The sequence below is a fragment of the Gracilimonas amylolytica genome (assembly GCF_002911695.1).
GTDB lineage: Bacteria > Bacteroidota > Rhodothermia > Balneolales > Balneolaceae > Gracilimonas > Gracilimonas amylolytica.
The window spans coordinates 1-17,766 of record NZ_PQBS01000039.1 but is presented as its reverse complement, the minus strand read 5'-3'; the positions used below and the strand labels follow the sequence as shown (position 1 = coordinate 17,766).

The window sequence follows — 17,766 nt, the reverse complement described above, 5'->3', positions numbered from 1 at the left end:
CCAGCCTGGCTCACACTCACTGTCTCACTGGTTCCTCCTCCGCTTATTGTAATGGTACCATTGCGGGAATTTGTACTGGTATTCTGGTCCACACTCACCAGCACCTGAGAATCATTTCCACTGCCGTCAGCTCCGCTTACCGTAACCCACGCTAAACTTTCACTCACCGTCCAGGAACTCACATTCGAAGTTATCGCAAAATCATCACTACCTGAGGCTGAACTAAAACTTAAACTCGTCGGTGAGGCCGTGATTGAAGCATCTTCTTCGTAGTAAAGCTGAACATTATCAATAAAAACCCCAATATCTCGATTTGTCCAATTGCTTTCAAAAACAAATTCTATATAAAACCTTCTTTCATCAATATATTCATCTAAAGAATAGGTTGCACTCAGCCAACCACTAGTTACGGAATTCCAAAAATCAATAGCTTGTCTTTCTCCTCCTTCATATACTAACCAAACACTCATTTCATCATTATTTGCGATACCAGGAACATTTACTAAATAATATAAATCAACTTTTTTACCCGAAAGAAAACTTCCATTAATCCAATATTTATATGAAAAATATGTATCCATATAATTATCATATATTGGGTCAGTGCTGAAAGGATCTCTTGTGAATCCATTTCCAGCCACATACATATAATTCGACCCTCCACTATAGGCGGCATCAATAAAATCGGCATTTGTTTCAGAATCTACCCCTTCTCTAACTGCTCCCCACTGAACATCTGAGTCTGTGGACACTTCTCCGATATACCAATTTTCACTGGTAAAACCCTCAAAATTTTCATTGAAAATATAATTTCTGGCAGCACTAGAAGATGAATTATACTTAGATGAAGTCGTTATTATTTCTTTGTTTCCATCGATTCTTGAAGAGTCTGTCCTAATTATTTTTTGATTTTCTCTTACTACTTTTTCTTGAGCAAAAGATGGAATAGAAACTGTGAGAAAAGTTAAAGTTACTAGTAAGTATTTCATGTTGCTGTCATTTACTACATTTTTTTCTTTTACTTGTTCTCCTTCCAAATTTTTTAGTTTGCAGAAAAAAAACCAACATTTTCCAAATCTTGATTTGATGTACAGATAAATGCCTATTATTAGTATTCTAATTTCCCAACAGATATCGCAAATTCTTTAACCAATTTGGATTACATCAAATACTATCCCTACCTTGATAAACCAACGAATCCGAAAACTCCTCAAAATACTCATTGTCAGGAATGAAGGGAATATGTCCTTCTTCAAACAATTCTTTAGCTATAATGTCATATAAGTCACTAGTCCCGACCCCCACAAGTTTCATATCGTAATTGAAGGTGGGTATGATATAGGCACTGACAAAATCATCCCGGATCGACCGCCTTGTTTCAGAGACCTGAACCGAGATCAGTTGTTTTTCCTGATCAATAAGCAGCCTTCGGGCATAGGTGTACTTTTCAACTTTTGAATAGAATTCTCCTACAACAGTTTTCGGGATCAACGCATAGTATCTTTCCTCCGCAGGATCGAAATTATCTGCTTTATAAGCCTCTGTGTGCGGTGACTGACCTCCGGTTTTATTCGCATCCAAAACCCCGATAAAAGCACTCCAAAAGGCATTGTTTACTCCCGTATAGACCAACTCCTCTGTGCCATCTTCATCTAAATCCACTGCAGCCATATCCAGGATCCGGCCTGTATGCAGGTACTCATCCAACATCTCGCCCGTGGCAGCATTCAGGGTATAGATCATATTAGGGAAAAACAGGGTCGCACTTGCATGCAGGTAAATCCTGTTTTCACCATTCACATTTATGGAAACCATCTCCAATGGCACCATAGTCCCATCCAGAATTTCCGGCTGTTCCTTAAATGAAAATTCCGAGGAAAGCTCTTTTTCCCATATAGCTTTATCCTGATTGACCGACCAAGCCTTCACTACCAGTTTTTCACGATTCGTAGAACGGGATCGTTCTGCCCATATCACCTCATTAACCCCATCTTCATCAATATCTAAAAGCTGATATAGATAACTATAACTTCCCTTTTCTTCATGATACCTCACAAACTCTTCTCCGACATCAATTTTGTCAATAACGGCGCCTTGTTCATTTTTCAGTACCATGAAGTGACCTTCCAACTCTACCAAACTCGGATTCTTATCAATCGGCCCATACAATAACCCCGAGATCACCAACAGCAAGACGATCATTATGGTAATAAATGCGGCTGAACTCTTCCTTTTCCAGATCTCCTGAGCTGCATGCCTGGGCAAAGAGGTTTTATGATGAAATGTAAGCCTGCGATCATAAAACAGATCTTTTATGTGTCCAATGCCTTTTATGATCAGTTTACGTTCAGGATATTTAGCCTGAAGTTTTTCTACCTGTACAGAAGCCTCTTCAAGCTGACCAATCGGTACCACCAGGATCTGAATCCACGAATAGAAAGCCGCCTCTATTTTCTTATTGAGGCTTTTCTCATCTACTTCCAGGACAGTACCGAATTCATCCACATCACCTGTAATAGCTATGCCCGGATTCAATCCAAAGTATTCTCTCTTATTCTCTGCCCTTAACATTTCACAATAGAACGAAGCAGCCAGAGCGGCATTTGCAGACCGGCCGGCATGCCAGGCATGGCCCAATTCAAAGTTTGCTGTCCCGGTCCAATAGTGGGGACTGCTAATAGATTCTTTAAGAAAATTTCCTGCCGCTGTGGCCGCTTCCTTAACCAAGTTTGCAGATCGTGCCCCTATAACTCCAAAGGTAGGCCGTAACTCGTATTCCCGACTCCTTGATTCCCCAATTACTTCTACCTGAATCTTTCTTAAACGACCAAAGCTTCCTGTATTTCCGGATCTTTCCAGAACCGGAATATAGACCTCTGATACATCTTTTCGCACCGCATTAATTTCGGTTTTGGGATCTGATCTGAGAACCAGTCGAGATCCATTTCCATCATCCGAACTAAGACCTAACCATGAATTTATTTGCTTTCGGCCATCCCTTATGTGCTCTAGTTTCTTTCTGACCTTAGCATCATTCCGTAACTCCGGGATTCCGGCAACAACTAATTCAATACTTTTTATGACCTGATCTAAATATTCAGGATCGATTCCTGTGAAAAGCAGGGAATGATTTAATTCAGGTAATTCCTCAAAAAGCTGGATGAGATAGCTGTCAAATTTTTCAAAATGACCTTCTAGCTTTTGAATGAAGCTATAAATGATATCCAGCTGAATACGTTCTGAGTCGGAAACACTCAGATCGATCTTTGCTTTCTCATAAAGTCCTTCAATTTTTAAAGGATCCATTGTAGCCCTTATTACATTTCACGCTACCCCGCTACTCAAGAAGGTATTTTTTAAATTCCCAATATCTATTCACCGATAAAAATAAACGGTCAGATCTTCCGGTTTTTCCAATTTTACTCTGACTGCTTCCTGCCCTGTTCTTACCAATTCGGTTTCATTTGCAGTAACCAACAAGAGCTTGCTGATATCAGCTAAAAATAATTCGCTGTTTAATTCTACATATTCATTACCAATTGCTACATCCACCTCAATACCTTCAATTTCAAAATTAGAATCGGAAGTATCTTTGGCGTTAAAGACTTTCATTTTGACCGGTAATCGAAGTATTGGCTTTATTCTTTTCCACTCTACACCTGAAAGGTTTTTGATACCCTTTACCTTTCCATGCTTATCCGTTACGATATCCAGGTCATACTCAGGTAAGGAAAGAACCGTATGCCCAATAGACTCTGATTTATTGTTGAGAACATGGATCTGTATTGACGCATCGGTACTATTTTCAAGCACCCTCACCACGACCTTATGCTCCTCTGAAACTAATGTAGCCAGGGTCTTTAATTTTTCATGATCATCTGCTATGGATTTGGCTGCTAAAATAACGGGCCCATGGATCCTCGTTGTTTTGTATGTACTTAATTGAATAGTGTATACTCTTTTTTCTGATACTCTATCGTATTCTTTATAAAAGTCACAGTAGAATTCATAGATCTCTCGTGTTTCATCAGAGTCATCTATGGCCTCTCTGATCTCATTTATTTCATCTGCATTTAACCTATGAGGAAAGCGGACAAACTGCTCAATATCTTTTTCCTGAATTCTTTTCACTTAGAGTTATTTAGCGTGATACGTTTACATTACTGTATATTAATCCTTTCCTGTCGTCGTATCTGCTAAAATTTTCTTCTTTTTTTACCTCATATAACATTTTGTCTCTCACTTTTTTGACCCAATATTCCAGGGTTTTTCGATGGTTTGATCTGTACTCATCATAGGTAACTTCTGGAAAAAAACTTTCAAAATGTTCAAAATACCCCTCATGAACCGACTCTTTTACATATTCTGATTCAAGAATGGATCGGGTGGTCTGCAAATACTTATCAAAGGTAGAAGCTGACAATTTTTTAGATACTACATAGGTCTTGAAAAGTTGGGTTTTAAGCAGTGAAATGCTCGCCATTAAAAATCGATTCAACTCCATTTCATTATAGGTATTCTTAAGCTCTTGCTCGTCTTCCATTTCCAGCTGATAAGCGAATACCTTTCTCAAAATAACGGCAAATCCAACCAGGTTATATTTTGAGGCATATCTTTCCTCTTTACTTAAAATTGACCTCAATTCTTCTACGGCATCTACCGTATTTTGAATATTTGATACCCGCGCAGAAAGCCGGATCTCAAGTATCTCATTCGGTATCACAGGCAAGCTTTCTTTATTTAACCCGAAATTGATACTACTTTTTTTAGAATCATACCGTGCACCATGTACTTTTTCCTCTTCCAGGGTCCGCTTTAAATTTCTTATGATCCTTGAGAGTGATGGATCAAATCTTTGAAAATTTCGAAATAATCCCTCATTGACCTTACTAAATACCAAACGCCTGAGGTCTATTAGAACTTCCTCTTCAGCCTGATCACTTATGGTGTCTTCATTAAAATAGTTAGTAAACTGTTCTAATTGCCCATCTGTCCGATAAAATAAATCTGCTACACAATCCAATGCCAGGTCATTGACATCTGTGAATAAGTATTTAAGCAGCAGGTCATGTCTGGACCTTTTGGTTCTAAGATATGCTACAGCTATTCTATGACATTCATCACATAGCAGCTTGATAGATCGTTCATCCCCATTAATAGATTTAAAAATAGTATCCTTTATCCCCATAAAATACCCTTAAGCCAAGTAATTACCCTGTAAAATATAACAGAATTAAATAGTTTAACCCTTAAATATCAAGAAATATTCTTCGGCCTTATTCAAATGATAAGTACGGCTACGTGGTGTTTTAGCTTTTGCTGTATGTTAGTTTCTCTAAAATTCGTCCGGTCAAAAGTGGAAAATTCTTACTTCTGAATGAGCAACTAATTATTTGATCTTTCTGCTTCTTTGTTTTAAATCCTTCATATGCCCAGCCCCTAAGACTACTGCAAATAGCCATATCAACCAAATAATATCCCCATTACGATCACCGAAATACCAAACAAGAAGAGCTAGAATTATTGATAAGAAACCAAGGCCATATACATAGCTAATATTCTTTAATTCTACTGATGAAAACGATAGTGGCAGGAAGGGCATAGAGAATGAAAACAAACTTAGGAAAACAATACTTACTACCTCACTCTGTATAGAATTTATAAAATCAGAAACACCTTGAATGGCAATTAGTAGGACAAAAATACCCGTAAACCCAACTACGATCTTATTAAATGTCTTCATGGTGTAGACTTAAATTATTTAATCGGGATACTTTAAAGATACTGCAAACCGATAATCAATAAGCCCCTTATCCTTTTCATTCTCAATCCAGCCTTTTTCTTCATGTGAAATACGAATTAAGTCTCTAGTGGAAAAGTTGGCCAAATGATCTTTAGTAAATGCTAGGGTCTCCAATTCTTTTTTGGTTAAGCTATCGTAGGAATTGTTGATAGAAGTGAATTTCTCTCCTTCAGTCTCGTAGTTCTCAAACTGAACCCGTTCAATTGTAAATCGCCCTAATTCTTCTCCAAACTCAAACAAGGTTCCATATTTATGTGGTACAGGTCCCATTTGAATAGCTTGATATGCAGTACCACTGATCGATTGCCCATGATTTTTAAAATGCAGGTTATCAGAGTAAAAAAGAAGTTTATTCAGCTTCACTTTATATATTTCGGTGTCTTCCGATAAGTAAGAAACCATGTCTGAAAATTTCTCTATCGATGGCTTCATGTATCCGTTTAAACTGCAAGGTTCTTGTACTTTAAACAGAAATTGAGTCATACCTGAGCTTACACTTCTCAGGCTTTCGGCCTTTTTAATGTATTTTTCTTTGTACGACTCTTTAAGGGAATCACATTCATTAACCAACTCAATGAAGCCATTTGGTTTAGAAGCTATTGAAATTAGCTTGGCATTGTTAAGCTGCGGTACATCTCCATTTTCATAATTTCCATAAGAATTGGGGCCAAACCCAAGTATTTCCGACATCTTTCTTTGTGATGCTCCATATTTTTCACGGATTTCTAAGATATCGTTAGGGAATGGAATGTTATGCTTTTCCCGATAGGCATTATGAAGCAGGGCCAGATTAAGTGTATCGATCTCATTGGTTGTAAATTCCTCTTCGGTATCTACACACTTGTAGTTGGTATAAGGAATCTTAAATGTATCGCCTCTGAATTCTAACTCTTCTTCTCTAACCTGGCGAATGACTTTTCCGCCTGTAAATGGACTTTCCATGATATGCCTCCTATTTGAATGGATAACTGATAGGGCGTTCGGCAATATGAAATGAAATACAGATCACCGGTTTACTTGATTGCCCCAACGTTACCTTGATATAAACTTCTTCTCCATTAACATGTTTACCGAATTCCCACATTTCCGAGTCTCCACCATGAAATGCTTCGGGCCTTGGTCCTTTATAATAATCCTGAACAGCTAAATTTTGGATTATTTGATCTCGTTCATTGGGAGTGATGTCTAATTTACCCAATGTTTCTGCGTTTTTAGGTCGTTTGTCTAAGTATATGATTTGGAAAACAGTTGCTTTTGTTTTTAATCGCTTTAAAAACGCTTCAACCTGTTGTTTTGTTGAATTATTCAACTATGAAATGCAATATATGGTTATAATTATCATTAATGCAACTATAAAGTTCTATTATAATTTGTAATAACGTTGGAAGTAATTTAGTATACACATTACGATTTATCATCACTTAATATTAAACCCTTCCACTTCTTGAAGGAGACTCCATCAAATATTCCCAAATCATCATTTGACCAATGTTCTCTCAAATGAGATTCAAGCTTCGATTCTTGAATAAATGAAGAAGTACAAAAAGGACAATAGTAGATATCTTCCACAGGCTTTAGCGAGTGTTTAATTTCTTTTGAAAATTTTGTCTCCTTATGTTCCTTAATATGCTTTTTATTGCTTCGTGATACTTTTCGGCCCTTACTTTTCTTTGTCGGACTACTGTACTTCTTATTGGGGTCTGGAATCTCAGGTTTCTGAGTGACTAATCTTTTCGAACCTAAGTTTACTTTGATTTGCTTTTTTGTACTCAGACAAATGTGTTCGAAACTGTCTTCTTTTTTCATCATCGATAGCACGATCTTTCCTCCCTTCGTTTCCGCTATAAATACCGTTTTCAAATCAATGACATCTGAATCAACGGGAGATTCTGTCATGAAGGCAAAGTCTTTGCTCCAGATGTTATCTTTTCTTTCAAAGAATCCAACCCAATGGATTCGAATTACATCGTTTTTCGTTTCCGATCGAAGAGAAGTTGTGTAGAATCTCTTCCATACATCCTTACTTTTGGAAGATCTTATTGAACCAGTTTTTGATTCCTGAGTTGACCCATTATCTGTACAAGGATGTTTCGGCCAGGGTGGACCTAATGCATCAAAGAATACTTTTGACCCGTGTTCATTTTCGTAGTAGAATACACTCGCTCCACATTCAGGACAGGATGCGTTGGGTATAGTAAAGCTTTCTACTAACTTTATTCTTTGCTTGAGCTTCTTTTGTTGTCTTTTGACTCTGTTTTGAAAAGAAGTAGAAGAACTTCCGTTTTTTGTTGAACACTGCCCCGTAAGATGAATTGGAACAGCTCTCCCATCCATTTTTCGGAAAATGATCGTTCCTCCGCATTTATTACATGTAGATATATTTCCCATATCAACTGCTCACCTAAACCTCTTGTAACAAAGCCTTAACCAATATTTTCGTTAGGTTTTGGCTTTGCTACAATTGAGTAATGTGAGACTTATTACTATTCAAGATTCCATGTAATTAATAAATTTTTCAGCTTTTTCTACAAAACCGCAAAACCTTTCAGGATCGATTGCAATATGAACGCAGTAGTATATTCCAAAACCTTCAACTCGATCCCTATTTTCATTGAGTATCTGTTCTTTCTCTTTAATTATTTCTTTATCGATGATTCCTGCTTGCTCTGCTTTTAATGCCCAGATACCCAATTTATCAGCAATATTAAAATTTTGTACCACAGGATTATTAGTATCTTTTATTTCATATCCCTCTTCCACAGTAACATATTGCTTCACTTCATGTTTTTTTAAACTATATCTATCGCCTTTTAAAACCTCTTCTACAAACTCACAGAACCTTACTATGTATTTGTCATTGAGAATATCACAGGCCCCAAAGATTAACTCATCATCAATATTAATTTCTCGGTCCTCAGCAATGATTTCGGCTAATAGCATCATTTGAATCACTGGTCCAAGATCTTCTGATATTGCTTGGTTAGCACGGCGAAAAGCAGACATAATGAGTTTTTGCTTTCCTTTGTCTTTCATCAGTCTCTCTAAGGTAGTATAAGCCTGCTCTTCGTTTTGAGGAGTTTTCATTTTACTGAAGTCGTGAAATGCCTGTATAAATGCACCGAATAGCTTTTCTGCTTTAGCCAAATGGTATTCTTTTAAAAATGGCTTAGCAAATCTTTTGCCTACGGCAATCGCTACACCTGCCGGAATTATCGAACTACCTGCCACCTCAATTCCCCTCCAAAACCTCACCCACCAACCCCTTAACCAACCGCTCATTCACCCCTTGGCGTTGCTCCAGTTGAGCTTTGAACCGGTCGCAGATATCAAAGAGCTCTTCGATGCGTTGGACAATGCGGTGTTGTTCTTCAAGTGGTGGAAATTGAAAAGGAATTTTCAGGAGTTCATCTTGACGTATACCGCTTACAGTCATACCAGAACCAATTATTTCCATTGTTTTATATACGTAGAAAAAGAACAAATGCGATACTGACTTTGGAAGAATTAAAGCTTTTAAATCTTGATTTATGCTTACATCAACTGTGTTAAGGTTGATTTTCCCCAACCCCATTCTTGTGCATACAATAACGTTATCCGCAGGAACAAGCTTCGTTTTATTTTTACTAATTGCTAATTCGGTAATAGTATCAATTGTTTTGTCTATATAGATTTGGTCGTCATTCAAGTCTTTGACACTTGCCCAATAATATTCACCATTCCAGTACTGAGGATTACTTTTAGATGGGGTACTTCCACCATATATATCAAGAATTGAATCACCCAACCTACACCACTCCCAACTCTCCGGTATCTCAAAAGGAATCTCATCTTCTTTGACCGGTGGCAGATCCTTAGGCTTACGAATTTCCCCCTCATCATAAAGCCGCTGTTTTTCGGCTTTGATCTTTTTTAGGAGTTCGGAAGCGGGTTCGTCATTGGGATTTTGTGGAACAAGCCTTCCGCGTACGGCCTCGTTCAGGATGTTCTTTTTGAGGTTGTCGATGGCCTCCGGGGTGTGGTAGAGGGTGTCGAAGTTGGAGGTGATGAAGTTCCAGGCGGATTTGGATGATCCGGCATCCGGGGCTTGCTGCACTTCGGCATTGACGGCCTGTTGCAACTTCTCATCCAGTTTGGTTTGTCGGTTCAGCTTTTCTTCCAGCACATCTACTTCCGCAAACAGGGATTCGATTTTTTGAACGATGCGGTGTTGTTCGGCAAGTGGCGGGAGTGGAAATAAAAGATTACTTAACTTTGTAGCATTAACATTTGGCTGACCAGTTCCAGAAGTGCTTTCGTAAAGTTGATCCCAGTACAGTTTTGTGTATAAGTACTTATAAATGTATTCTGATGTATCAGTGAAAGTTGGAATGAATCTAATCAAATAAGAGGCAAACACAGCTGAATACTCTACATCATTGATCAAAAAAGACTTTCCAACTGTACCTCCTGTACGAGCGATTAGTAAGTCACCATTATGAAGCTGATATTTTGGAATCTCATCTTCCTCAATCGTACATCCTGGTGTATTTTTCCAATCAACCTTGCCATCCTGAATATCAGTTATTCGAAGAAACTTAGGTTCAGAAATTTCAAAATCAGCACTTTCAGTGTATCCATAATGAACATCATTCGCGGTTTTACCTAATCTTGTCCAAATCCAGTTCTTAGGAATCTCAAAAGGTGCTTCTTCATCTGAAACGTTCTTTAATTTCTTGGGCTTCCTAATTTCATCTTCTTTATAAAGCCGCTTTTTCTCCGCTTCAATCTTTTTCAGCAATTCTGAAGCCGGTTCATCATTGGGGTCTTGAGAAACCAGTTTTCCGCGAACGGCAAGTCCCAGGATGAGGGAGCGGAGTTCGGTGAGTCCTTCGGCGGTGTCTATAACAATGTTAAATTCGTCCAGCAGGTCAGCTAAGTTCACGCTAAGGTCTCCTTGAGTTCATCCAACAAAGAACTGCTCAGCTTTTCAATCTCCTCATTCAGACTGTTTCGCTTGGCCAGCAAAGCTTCCACATCATAGGTCTGATTTTCTTCGGAGTTCGGATTTTTGATATCCAGGTTGTAGTTCCGCTTCTCGATCTCCGCGGCCGTCACCTTCCAGGCCTGATCGGTTTCGGTGCGGTCGTCCCACCATTCCTTTTCCACATCAAATTCCTCAATGCGGATGGGCTTGGTCTTGGAGTAACTCTTGTAGCCTTCGGGATAGGTATGCTCAAAATACCACACCTCATCAGTGGAGCCGCCTTTCTCAAAAAACAACAGGTTGGTGTTGATGCTGGTATAGGGCGCAAATACGCCTTTGGGCAGTCGGACAATGGTATGTAGGTTATTCTCCTTCAGCAGCCGCTCTTTGATGCGGGTTTTTACGCCTTCCCCAAACAGAAATCCATCGGGAAGTACCAGGGCGCACCGACCGCCTTCTTTCAGCAAGCGCATGATGAGCACCAAAAACAGGTCGGCCGTTTCCCGCGTCTGAAACTGCGCCGGAAAATTCTTCTCGATGCCGTCCTCTTCCTGTCCGCCAAAGGGGGGATTGGTCAGTACCACATCCACGCGGTCTTTGGCTTTATACTCGTTGTACGGTTTGTTCAGGGTGTTATCCCGCCGCACGTTGGGCACATCAATGCCGTGCAGGATCAGATTGGTGGTGCAGAGCATATGCGGCATAGGCTTTTTCTCAACGCCCCGGATATTCTCCTGAAAGGCTTTCAGATCCTCCACCGAAGACGACTGCTCTTTCATGTGCTCGATGGCATCCACCAGGAATCCGCCCGTTCCACATGCAGGATCAAATACCGTTTCCCCGATCTGCGGATTCACCATTTGCGTCATAAACTTGGTGACCGCCCGCGGGGTGTAATATTCCCCGGCATTGCCCGCACTTTGCAGGTCTTTCAGGATCTTCTCATAAATATCGTTGAACTGATGGCGATCATCCTTCTTGTTGAAGTTGATCTCATTCAGCTTATTCACCACCTGCCGAAGCAGCGTACCGGATTTCATGTAGTTGTAGGAATCCTCAAAGATCGACTGCACCACAAAAGCCAGCCGGGGACTCCGTTCATCCAGCTCCATTTCCTTGAGCTCCTTAAACAACCCGTCGATGAACTCCAACAGGGCATCGCCAGTGATACCTTCCTCATCCAGCGCCCAGTTTCGATACCGGTACTTTTCGGGGATGGGAGATTCGTAGTCATCGGTCATGAGCTCCTGCTCAGTCTCGTAATCGTCAAAAACCTTGAGGAATAGCATCCACCCAAGTTGCGAGATCCGCTGCGCATCGCCGTCAACCCCGGCATCCTTACGCATTACGTCTTGAATGGATTTAATTGTGTTGGATATACTCATTTACTACTCTTTTTTTCTATTAATTCGTTTACGATATCGAGGGTGACCTCATACATGGTCTTTTTATCCCTAATTAACTCATTAGGGTCCAGGTCCCTTAGCTTTTTCTTGATGTAAGTCCTCTTACGTTTAAGTTGTGTGAGGCTCTTTTGCTCATGCTTTTCGTATATGTGCGCAAAGTTTGGAGTCATTTTTCATAAATTTCAATCACACCTTGTTTCATGTGGCCTGCAGTAATTGGCACCCTGTAGATATCAGTAACTTCACCGTCTTTATAAATAACGGTAAACAACTCTACTGAAGCCAAATCAATGTCATTATGTATATAGAAGTTATTATATCCAACGTGTGTGACCGAGTTATTTACTCTTAAAAAATGATACCTTCCTCTACCAGATTCCTCTGTAGCTCGATAGTTGCTATCGGTAACGAAAACAACACTTAATTGAGAGAACAGATAGTCATTATTAATTTCTTTTCTTTCTATAGTGAGATCTTTCGCTATGTGTGTATCATCGGTATGATAATGGGTTTTAACTCTACTGGTAGAATAAAAATTAGGGAATACTAAGTGAGTTTTTATTGTCGTGTTGCCTGGAATTGATTTACATCCTTTCAACAACAACTTGTGTAGTAACTCATACCTGCCTGAACTTGGCGGATGACTACTTAGTAACTCTGCAGTTGAGATATTTTCATAAAGGGTATTATTTGCCGTGATGAAAAAATCATCTTCACATACCGCTTTAAAATCAGTTGAATTATTCTCAATGGTTAATTCTACAACTGATAAATACCTGTCACTAAAAGCAAAGGGATTTGATTGATTGACAATTGCATCACCAAACCAAATATTTGGATTAGTGTATGCATAGTGATTTAATTCTGCTGCTTTTTTTTCTGTAATAGTTTCAACAACTATTCCTCTTTCACTGCTTGTCAAACCTTCATCAATGAGTCTCAATCTCAACTGATTTTCACCGTCATCGTTCTTTACGATACTATATACATTACTCGAGTAGTATATCAGGTTACCACTATAAGCTAATGTATTGTCAAAATCTTTTGTATTAAGGGGTCTGATGGTGATTGATAAATTTTTATTTGAGTCGGTAAACTCGCTAACTCCCTTTATCTGGGCCATGACAAATGAATTAGTTACAAGAACTTCCTTTGCATTATCACTTTGAGCTTTCAGCATTGTACTTGGATAAGCCAATAGTATTAGAATTAAGCCAATCCAAAAGTATTTAATCATATTTTCTTTCATTGTATTGTTCCTGATTTTATAAGCTTACGCTGTCTTATACAGCTCATCTTCTATCTCATGAATAGCTTTCAGGTACTCATCTTTCCCGCCAAACTCTTCGATTATTTCCATAGGGGTACCCATGTTGTTGAAGGGATCAAGCTTTAGGATATTCATGTTCTCCAGGTTTTCGAGGCCTTCATCTTCATATTTTTCGAGTAATCCTTCCAGTACCTCTTTGGCAGTTCCCGAATATTTTCCGAAATAGTTTCTTTTCTTTACGTTATTGGCTCGTTCCTGTCGGGTAAGAGGAGGTTGTTCAAACGCTACATGGCAGATCAGGTCAAAGGGATCAAGGTCTTTATCCACGTCTTTCTTCAGCTCCTCAAACACTACCCCGGCTTCTTCCAACTCTTCCACAATAGCTTGTTTCTTTTCGGAGTCTTTCCACTTCCGCAGAAACTCATCCAGTGAGCTATACTTTTCATTGATCTTCTTGCGGGAATAATCCTTTAACGACTCAGTGACCAACTTGCCATCATCATCATAGTATTGAATCCGTTGGTTCAGCAGCTTCACTTCCACATTGTCCACATAAAAGCGTTTCACCTCACCTTCCTCAATTTCCCCACCCTGATCTTCAATATCATCCCAGGGCTCACCCTCATCATTAACTTGTTCAGTATCATCTACATTATTTTCATCGCCGGGCACGGGTGAATCATCAGGCCCAAAATTAGTAGCCTGAACCGGTTCCCCATCAAAGTCAGGATCGGCAAAGTGGCGGGTCACATTCCTGAAATCCATAATGGTAAAGAACATCTTCCCGTAATCCTCACTGATACGCGTGCCTCGTCCAATGATCTGCTTGAACTCCGTCATAGAGCCTATGTTGGCATCCAGAACAATAAACTTACAGGTAGGAATATCCACACCGGTGGTAAGCAGTTTAGAGGTGGTAGCGATCACCGGGTACGATTGCTCTTCGTCCATGAAATTATCGAGCTGCATCTTACCGGCTTTTTCATCACCCGTAATGCGCATCACATAACGCGAGTCTTTGGCTACCAGGTCTGCATTCAGATTCATGAGTTCCTGCCGCATGCGCTCCGCGTGATCAATATCGGTGCAAAACACGATGGTCTTGGCATACCGATCCGTCTCTTTTAAAAACTCCGTGACCTTACGAGCCACCAGCTTGGTCCGCTGCTCTAGGATCAGGTTGCGGTCATAATCCTTTTGGTTGTACTCTCGATCAGGGATAAGGTTACCATGCTTGTCAGTAAACCCGTCCACCGGTCGCCATCCCTCGGCATCTTTATCGATCGTAAATCGAGCTACTTTATAAGGGGCAAGGAATCCATCATCGATGCCTTGCTTAAGAGAGTAGGTATAGATCGGCTCCCCGAAGTAGTCAATATTAGATACCGTATTCGTTTCTTTGGGGGTTGCAGTCAAACCAATATGCGTGGCACTGTTAAAATACTCAAGGATCTCCCGCCAGGCAGAGTCAGCCGCTGCACTTCCCCGGTGGCACTCATCAATGATAATCAGGTCGAAGAAGTCCCGCGAGTATTCCCTGAAGATATCTTCATACCCTTCATTTCCGGTCACGGCCTGATACAGGGCAAAATAGATCTGATGGGCTTTACTGACTTTCCCCCGCTGGATCTTGTGTACCACATCGTCCAAGTCGCCAAAGTATTTTCTCTTGGGATCGTCCACCAGGATGTTCCGATCTGCCAAATACAAAATGCGTTTATTCTCCCCGCTCTTCCATATGCGCCAGATGATTTGAAAGGCGGTGAGGGTCTTCCCTGTACCGGTTGCCATGACGAGCAGAATGCGGTCTAACCCCTTGGCAATGGCTTCAATGGTACGGTTAACGGCAATCTCCTGATAATAGCGAAGGGTACGACCACCTTGCTCGTAGTGATACGGTTGTTTAACCAATTCCTCTTGCTCCGTATCGAAGCCTTTGGCCTCCGCATAGCGATTCCAAAGTTCAGCGGGGGAGGGGAAGTCCTCTAAAGCAATCTCACGGATGATCTCACCTTCGCTCTTGGTGCGATCATGCTCTACAAAGCCATCACCATTGGAGCTGTACACAAAAGGAATATCGAGGATCTCTCCATAGTCGAGACCTTGCTGTAGCCCGGCACCCACGGCATGCTTATTATCCTTAGCCTCAATGACTGCCAGGGGTATGCCTCTTTTGTAGTAAAGGATATAATCTGCCTTCTTACCGGTATCCCGCTTCGCCACAGAGCCGCGCACCCGAATACGACCATCCGTAAAGTACTGCTCTTCCCGAATTTGTTTATGAAGGTCCCAGCCGGCAGCTGTTAAAGCAGGGGTGATATACTTCGAGCGAATATCCGCTTCTGTAAGATCCCGTTTATTAGCCATTTAATTCTATTTTTCAATGCTTTAGAGAAAATAGAAGAAATGGGGGATTTATAAAATCCGAATATGATGAATAACAGCATGCCAGTACTTAGATCAAGTAGTTCTTGATCGCATTCTATGTTTAAATGTTGATTTGTTGTAATGTTAATTCCAACATTTGTTGAGTAATGCAGATCAAAGAGTGTGTTAGTGATGTAAATTGTTATACTTTTAATATTATAAGTAATTGTTTATTATTGTCATACGAATTTATACCGGAACGGTTAGTAAAATCATAAAAGTGAAAAATGTCACACAAATTCCCTCATTTACCCCAACCAAAGTTCAAAGAGCGTCAATACATAACCGATGGAGAAAGGCAGTCTTTCGAGATTCGGTTTATCGAATACGACTTTGAACGCGAAGAGTATTACTATTTCCCGATCCCGGATACCTTTGCTGGTAAGATTTATGAGTCCGATGCTAAGGTTACTGAGCCTCCGATAAGTACGAGTATGTATATATACGATGTGTTATTCGGCAATAAAAAGAAGGCTAAGGAGAAGGGGAAAAAGTAAGTCTTGTTGAAATGTTAATTTGTTGATTTGTTGGAATGTTGAAACCAACAAATGTTGATAACCCGGTTTGTATTACAAATTGAAGGTTTTAGACTGTTATAGCCCCCATCTTAGTAATGGAGACTGTTCAATTAAGTGTGTCATAACTAACTTAGACACATGGAACCTACAAAAAACAACAAACACCTGGATGCTTTGGTAAAACAGTTATCGGAGCAATTAACCCAGGGAAAGCCCTTAACGGGTCAGAACGGGGTATTCACGCCCCTGCTCAAACGCGTGATAGAAGCGAGTCTGGAAGGTGAGATGGATGCTCATCTGGAACAGGAGAAGGGCACGAGCTCCAATCGCCGTAATGGCCGTGGAAGCAAGAATGTGCAAAGCTCGTTGGGAGGATTTGAGATTTTTACTCCCCGTGACCGCGATGGCAGTTTTTCCCCACAAACACTCCCCAAGCGTCAGCGGCGGCTTACCAGTGATGTGGATACCAAGATTCTCTCGCTCTACAGCCGGGGCATGAGTTACCGGGATATTCAGGCTCATCTGAGCGATATGTACGGCGTAGAGGTAAGTACAGGCACGCTCAGTGCGATCACCGACCGGATTCTGCCGGAGATCCTGGACTGGCAGTCCCGGCCCTTGGATTCGGTCTATCCGGTCATGTGGCTGGATGCGATGCATTTTAAAGTACGCGAGCACGGAAAAGTCATATCCAAAGCCGTGTACTCAGTACTGGCAGTAAACACCGAAGGGGTCAAGCAGGTGCTGGGGATTTACTTTGGAGATATTGAATCGGCTAGTTTCTGGCGCAGCGTACTCCACGAATTACAAACCCGGGGTGTGGAAGACATCTTTGTGGCCTGCATCGACAACTTGTCTGGCTTCGCCGAAGCTATTGAGGACCTGTTCCCGCACACCGATGTGCAGTTATGCCTGGTGCATCAAATGCGTAACAGTCTCAAGTATGTCAACTACAAAGACTATAAGGCGGTAAGCCGGGATTTGAGGAAAGTGTATACAGCCCTGAATGAATCAGCGGCAAAGCAGTATCTGGAGCAGGCCGAACAAACCTGGGGAGCAAAATACAAGGTCATCTTTCGCAGCTGGCATAATAACTGGGATCGGCTGACTAATTTTTATAAGTATCCACCGGCACTACGCAGGGTTATTTATACCAATAACCCAATTGAAAGTTATCACCGAATGGTTCGTAAAGTAACCAAGACCAAAGGAGCATTCAGCTGCGAGAATGCTATTGTTAAACAAATCTACCTGGCCACGATAAACGCCCAAACCAAATGGAGTGGAGCTATGTTTGGATGGTCCTCGGTTCGTCGGGATTTAGTAGATTACTTTGAAGATAGATTTTTAACCCCTGACACACTTTAATGAACACTCCC

General features: G+C 40.7%; 15 protein-coding genes. 2 read left to right on the top strand and 13 right to left on the bottom strand.

The window, feature by feature from the left end; all coding sequences use genetic code 11:
- From C3B73_RS12195 to hsdR, 13 genes are all read right to left on the bottom strand, one after another.
- On the bottom strand, nt 1-1,037 hold a 1,037-nt coding region (locus tag C3B73_RS12195), incomplete at its 3' end, for a BACON domain-containing protein (protein WP_198597355.1).
- A 127-nt stretch (nt 1,038-1,164) separates the two neighbouring features.
- Nucleotides 1,165-3,306 (bottom strand): hypothetical protein, encoded by a 2,142-nt coding sequence (locus C3B73_RS12190; protein ID WP_103665895.1) that lies wholly within the window; start codon nt 3,304-3,306, stop codon nt 1,165-1,167.
- Between the two features lie 69 nt (nt 3,307-3,375).
- Nucleotides 3,376-4,131, bottom strand: coding sequence for a hypothetical protein (locus tag C3B73_RS12185; RefSeq protein WP_103665894.1), 756 nt, complete (start codon nt 4,129-4,131; stop codon nt 3,376-3,378).
- Nucleotides 4,132-4,141: 10 nt separating this feature from the next.
- Entirely contained in the window at nt 4,142-5,188 is a 1,047-nt protein-coding gene (locus C3B73_RS12180; protein WP_103665893.1) for a hypothetical protein, read from the bottom strand.
- A 201-nt stretch (nt 5,189-5,389) separates the two neighbouring features.
- Nucleotides 5,390-5,743: a hypothetical protein gene (locus C3B73_RS12175; RefSeq protein WP_103665892.1), complete on the bottom strand. Its 354-nt coding sequence runs from the start codon at nt 5,741-5,743 to the stop codon at nt 5,390-5,392.
- Between the two features lie 18 nt (nt 5,744-5,761).
- On the bottom strand, nt 5,762-6,745 hold the full coding sequence (locus C3B73_RS12170; RefSeq protein ID WP_103665891.1) for a type II TA system antitoxin MqsA family protein: 984 nt from the start codon (nt 6,743-6,745) through the stop codon (nt 5,762-5,764).
- 10 nt (nt 6,746-6,755) lie between these two features.
- The gene (locus tag C3B73_RS12165; protein ID WP_103665890.1) at nt 6,756-7,112 is read right to left on the bottom strand and encodes a type II toxin-antitoxin system MqsR family toxin; all 357 of its coding nucleotides are present in this window, start codon (nt 7,110-7,112) and stop codon (nt 6,756-6,758) included.
- 95 nt (nt 7,113-7,207) lie between these two features.
- Nucleotides 7,208-8,191 carry a hypothetical protein gene (locus C3B73_RS12160; RefSeq protein ID WP_157939500.1) on the bottom strand — a complete coding sequence of 328 codons (984 nt, stop codon included), beginning with the start codon at nt 8,189-8,191 and terminating at the stop codon, nt 7,208-7,210.
- A 99-nt stretch (nt 8,192-8,290) separates the two neighbouring features.
- Nucleotides 8,291-9,082 carry a hypothetical protein gene (locus C3B73_RS12155; RefSeq protein WP_157939499.1) on the bottom strand — a complete coding sequence of 264 codons (792 nt, stop codon included), beginning with the start codon at nt 9,080-9,082 and terminating at the stop codon, nt 8,291-8,293.
- Nucleotides 9,033-10,724, bottom strand: coding sequence for a restriction endonuclease subunit S (locus C3B73_RS12150; protein WP_103665887.1), 1,692 nt, complete (start codon nt 10,722-10,724; stop codon nt 9,033-9,035). The genes C3B73_RS12155 and C3B73_RS12150 overlap by 50 nt, the downstream gene beginning before the upstream one ends.
- On the bottom strand, nt 10,721-12,151 hold the full coding sequence (locus C3B73_RS12145) for a type I restriction-modification system subunit M (protein ID WP_103665886.1): 1,431 nt from the start codon (nt 12,149-12,151) through the stop codon (nt 10,721-10,723). Before C3B73_RS12145 ends, C3B73_RS12150 begins: the two co-directional genes overlap by 4 nt.
- A gap of 187 nt (nt 12,152-12,338) precedes the next feature.
- Nucleotides 12,339-13,421 carry a hypothetical protein gene (locus tag C3B73_RS12135; protein WP_103665884.1) on the bottom strand — a complete coding sequence of 361 codons (1,083 nt, stop codon included), beginning with the start codon at nt 13,419-13,421 and terminating at the stop codon, nt 12,339-12,341.
- 24 nt (nt 13,422-13,445) lie between these two features.
- Nucleotides 13,446-15,809, bottom strand: a complete 2,364-nt coding sequence (gene hsdR / locus C3B73_RS12130) for an EcoAI/FtnUII family type I restriction enzme subunit R (RefSeq protein WP_103665883.1) — start codon at nt 15,807-15,809, stop codon at nt 13,446-13,448.
- A 287-nt stretch (nt 15,810-16,096) separates the two neighbouring features.
- Between hsdR and C3B73_RS12125 the strand changes: the two genes are divergently transcribed.
- On the top strand, nt 16,097-16,366 hold the full coding sequence (locus C3B73_RS12125) for a hypothetical protein (protein WP_103665882.1): 270 nt from the start codon (nt 16,097-16,099) through the stop codon (nt 16,364-16,366).
- 159 nt (nt 16,367-16,525) lie between these two features.
- Nucleotides 16,526-17,755 (top strand): IS256 family transposase, encoded by a 1,230-nt coding sequence (locus tag C3B73_RS12120; protein ID WP_103664478.1) that lies wholly within the window; start codon nt 16,526-16,528, stop codon nt 17,753-17,755.
- Nucleotides 17,756-17,766 lie beyond the last annotated feature (11 nt).

Coding starts and splice junctions, on each gene's coding strand:
- C3B73_RS12125 (WP_103665882.1), top strand. CDS start 16,097: ATGTCACACAAATTCCCTCATTTACCCCAACCAAAGTTCAAAGAGCGT.
- C3B73_RS12170 (WP_103665891.1), bottom strand. CDS start 6,745: ATGGAAAGTCCATTTACAGGCGGAAAAGTCATTCGCCAGGTTAGAGAA.
- C3B73_RS12180 (WP_103665893.1), bottom strand. CDS start 5,188: ATGGGGATAAAGGATACTATTTTTAAATCTATTAATGGGGATGAACGA.
- C3B73_RS12190 (WP_103665895.1), bottom strand. CDS start 3,306: ATGGATCCTTTAAAAATTGAAGGACTTTATGAGAAAGCAAAGATCGAT.
- hsdR (WP_103665883.1), bottom strand. CDS start 15,809: ATGGCTAATAAACGGGATCTTACAGAAGCGGATATTCGCTCGAAGTAT.
- C3B73_RS12135 (WP_103665884.1), bottom strand. CDS start 13,421: ATGAAAGAAAATATGATTAAATACTTTTGGATTGGCTTAATTCTAATA.
- C3B73_RS12160 (WP_157939500.1), bottom strand. CDS start 8,191: ATGGGAAATATATCTACATGTAATAAATGCGGAGGAACGATCATTTTC.
- C3B73_RS12120 (WP_103664478.1), top strand. CDS start 16,526: ATGGAACCTACAAAAAACAACAAACACCTGGATGCTTTGGTAAAACAG.
- C3B73_RS12175 (WP_103665892.1), bottom strand. CDS start 5,743: ATGAAGACATTTAATAAGATCGTAGTTGGGTTTACGGGTATTTTTGTC.
- C3B73_RS12155 (WP_157939499.1), bottom strand. CDS start 9,082: ATGAGCGGTTGGTTAAGGGGTTGGTGGGTGAGGTTTTGGAGGGGAATT.
- C3B73_RS12145 (WP_103665886.1), bottom strand. CDS start 12,151: ATGAGTATATCCAACACAATTAAATCCATTCAAGACGTAATGCGTAAG.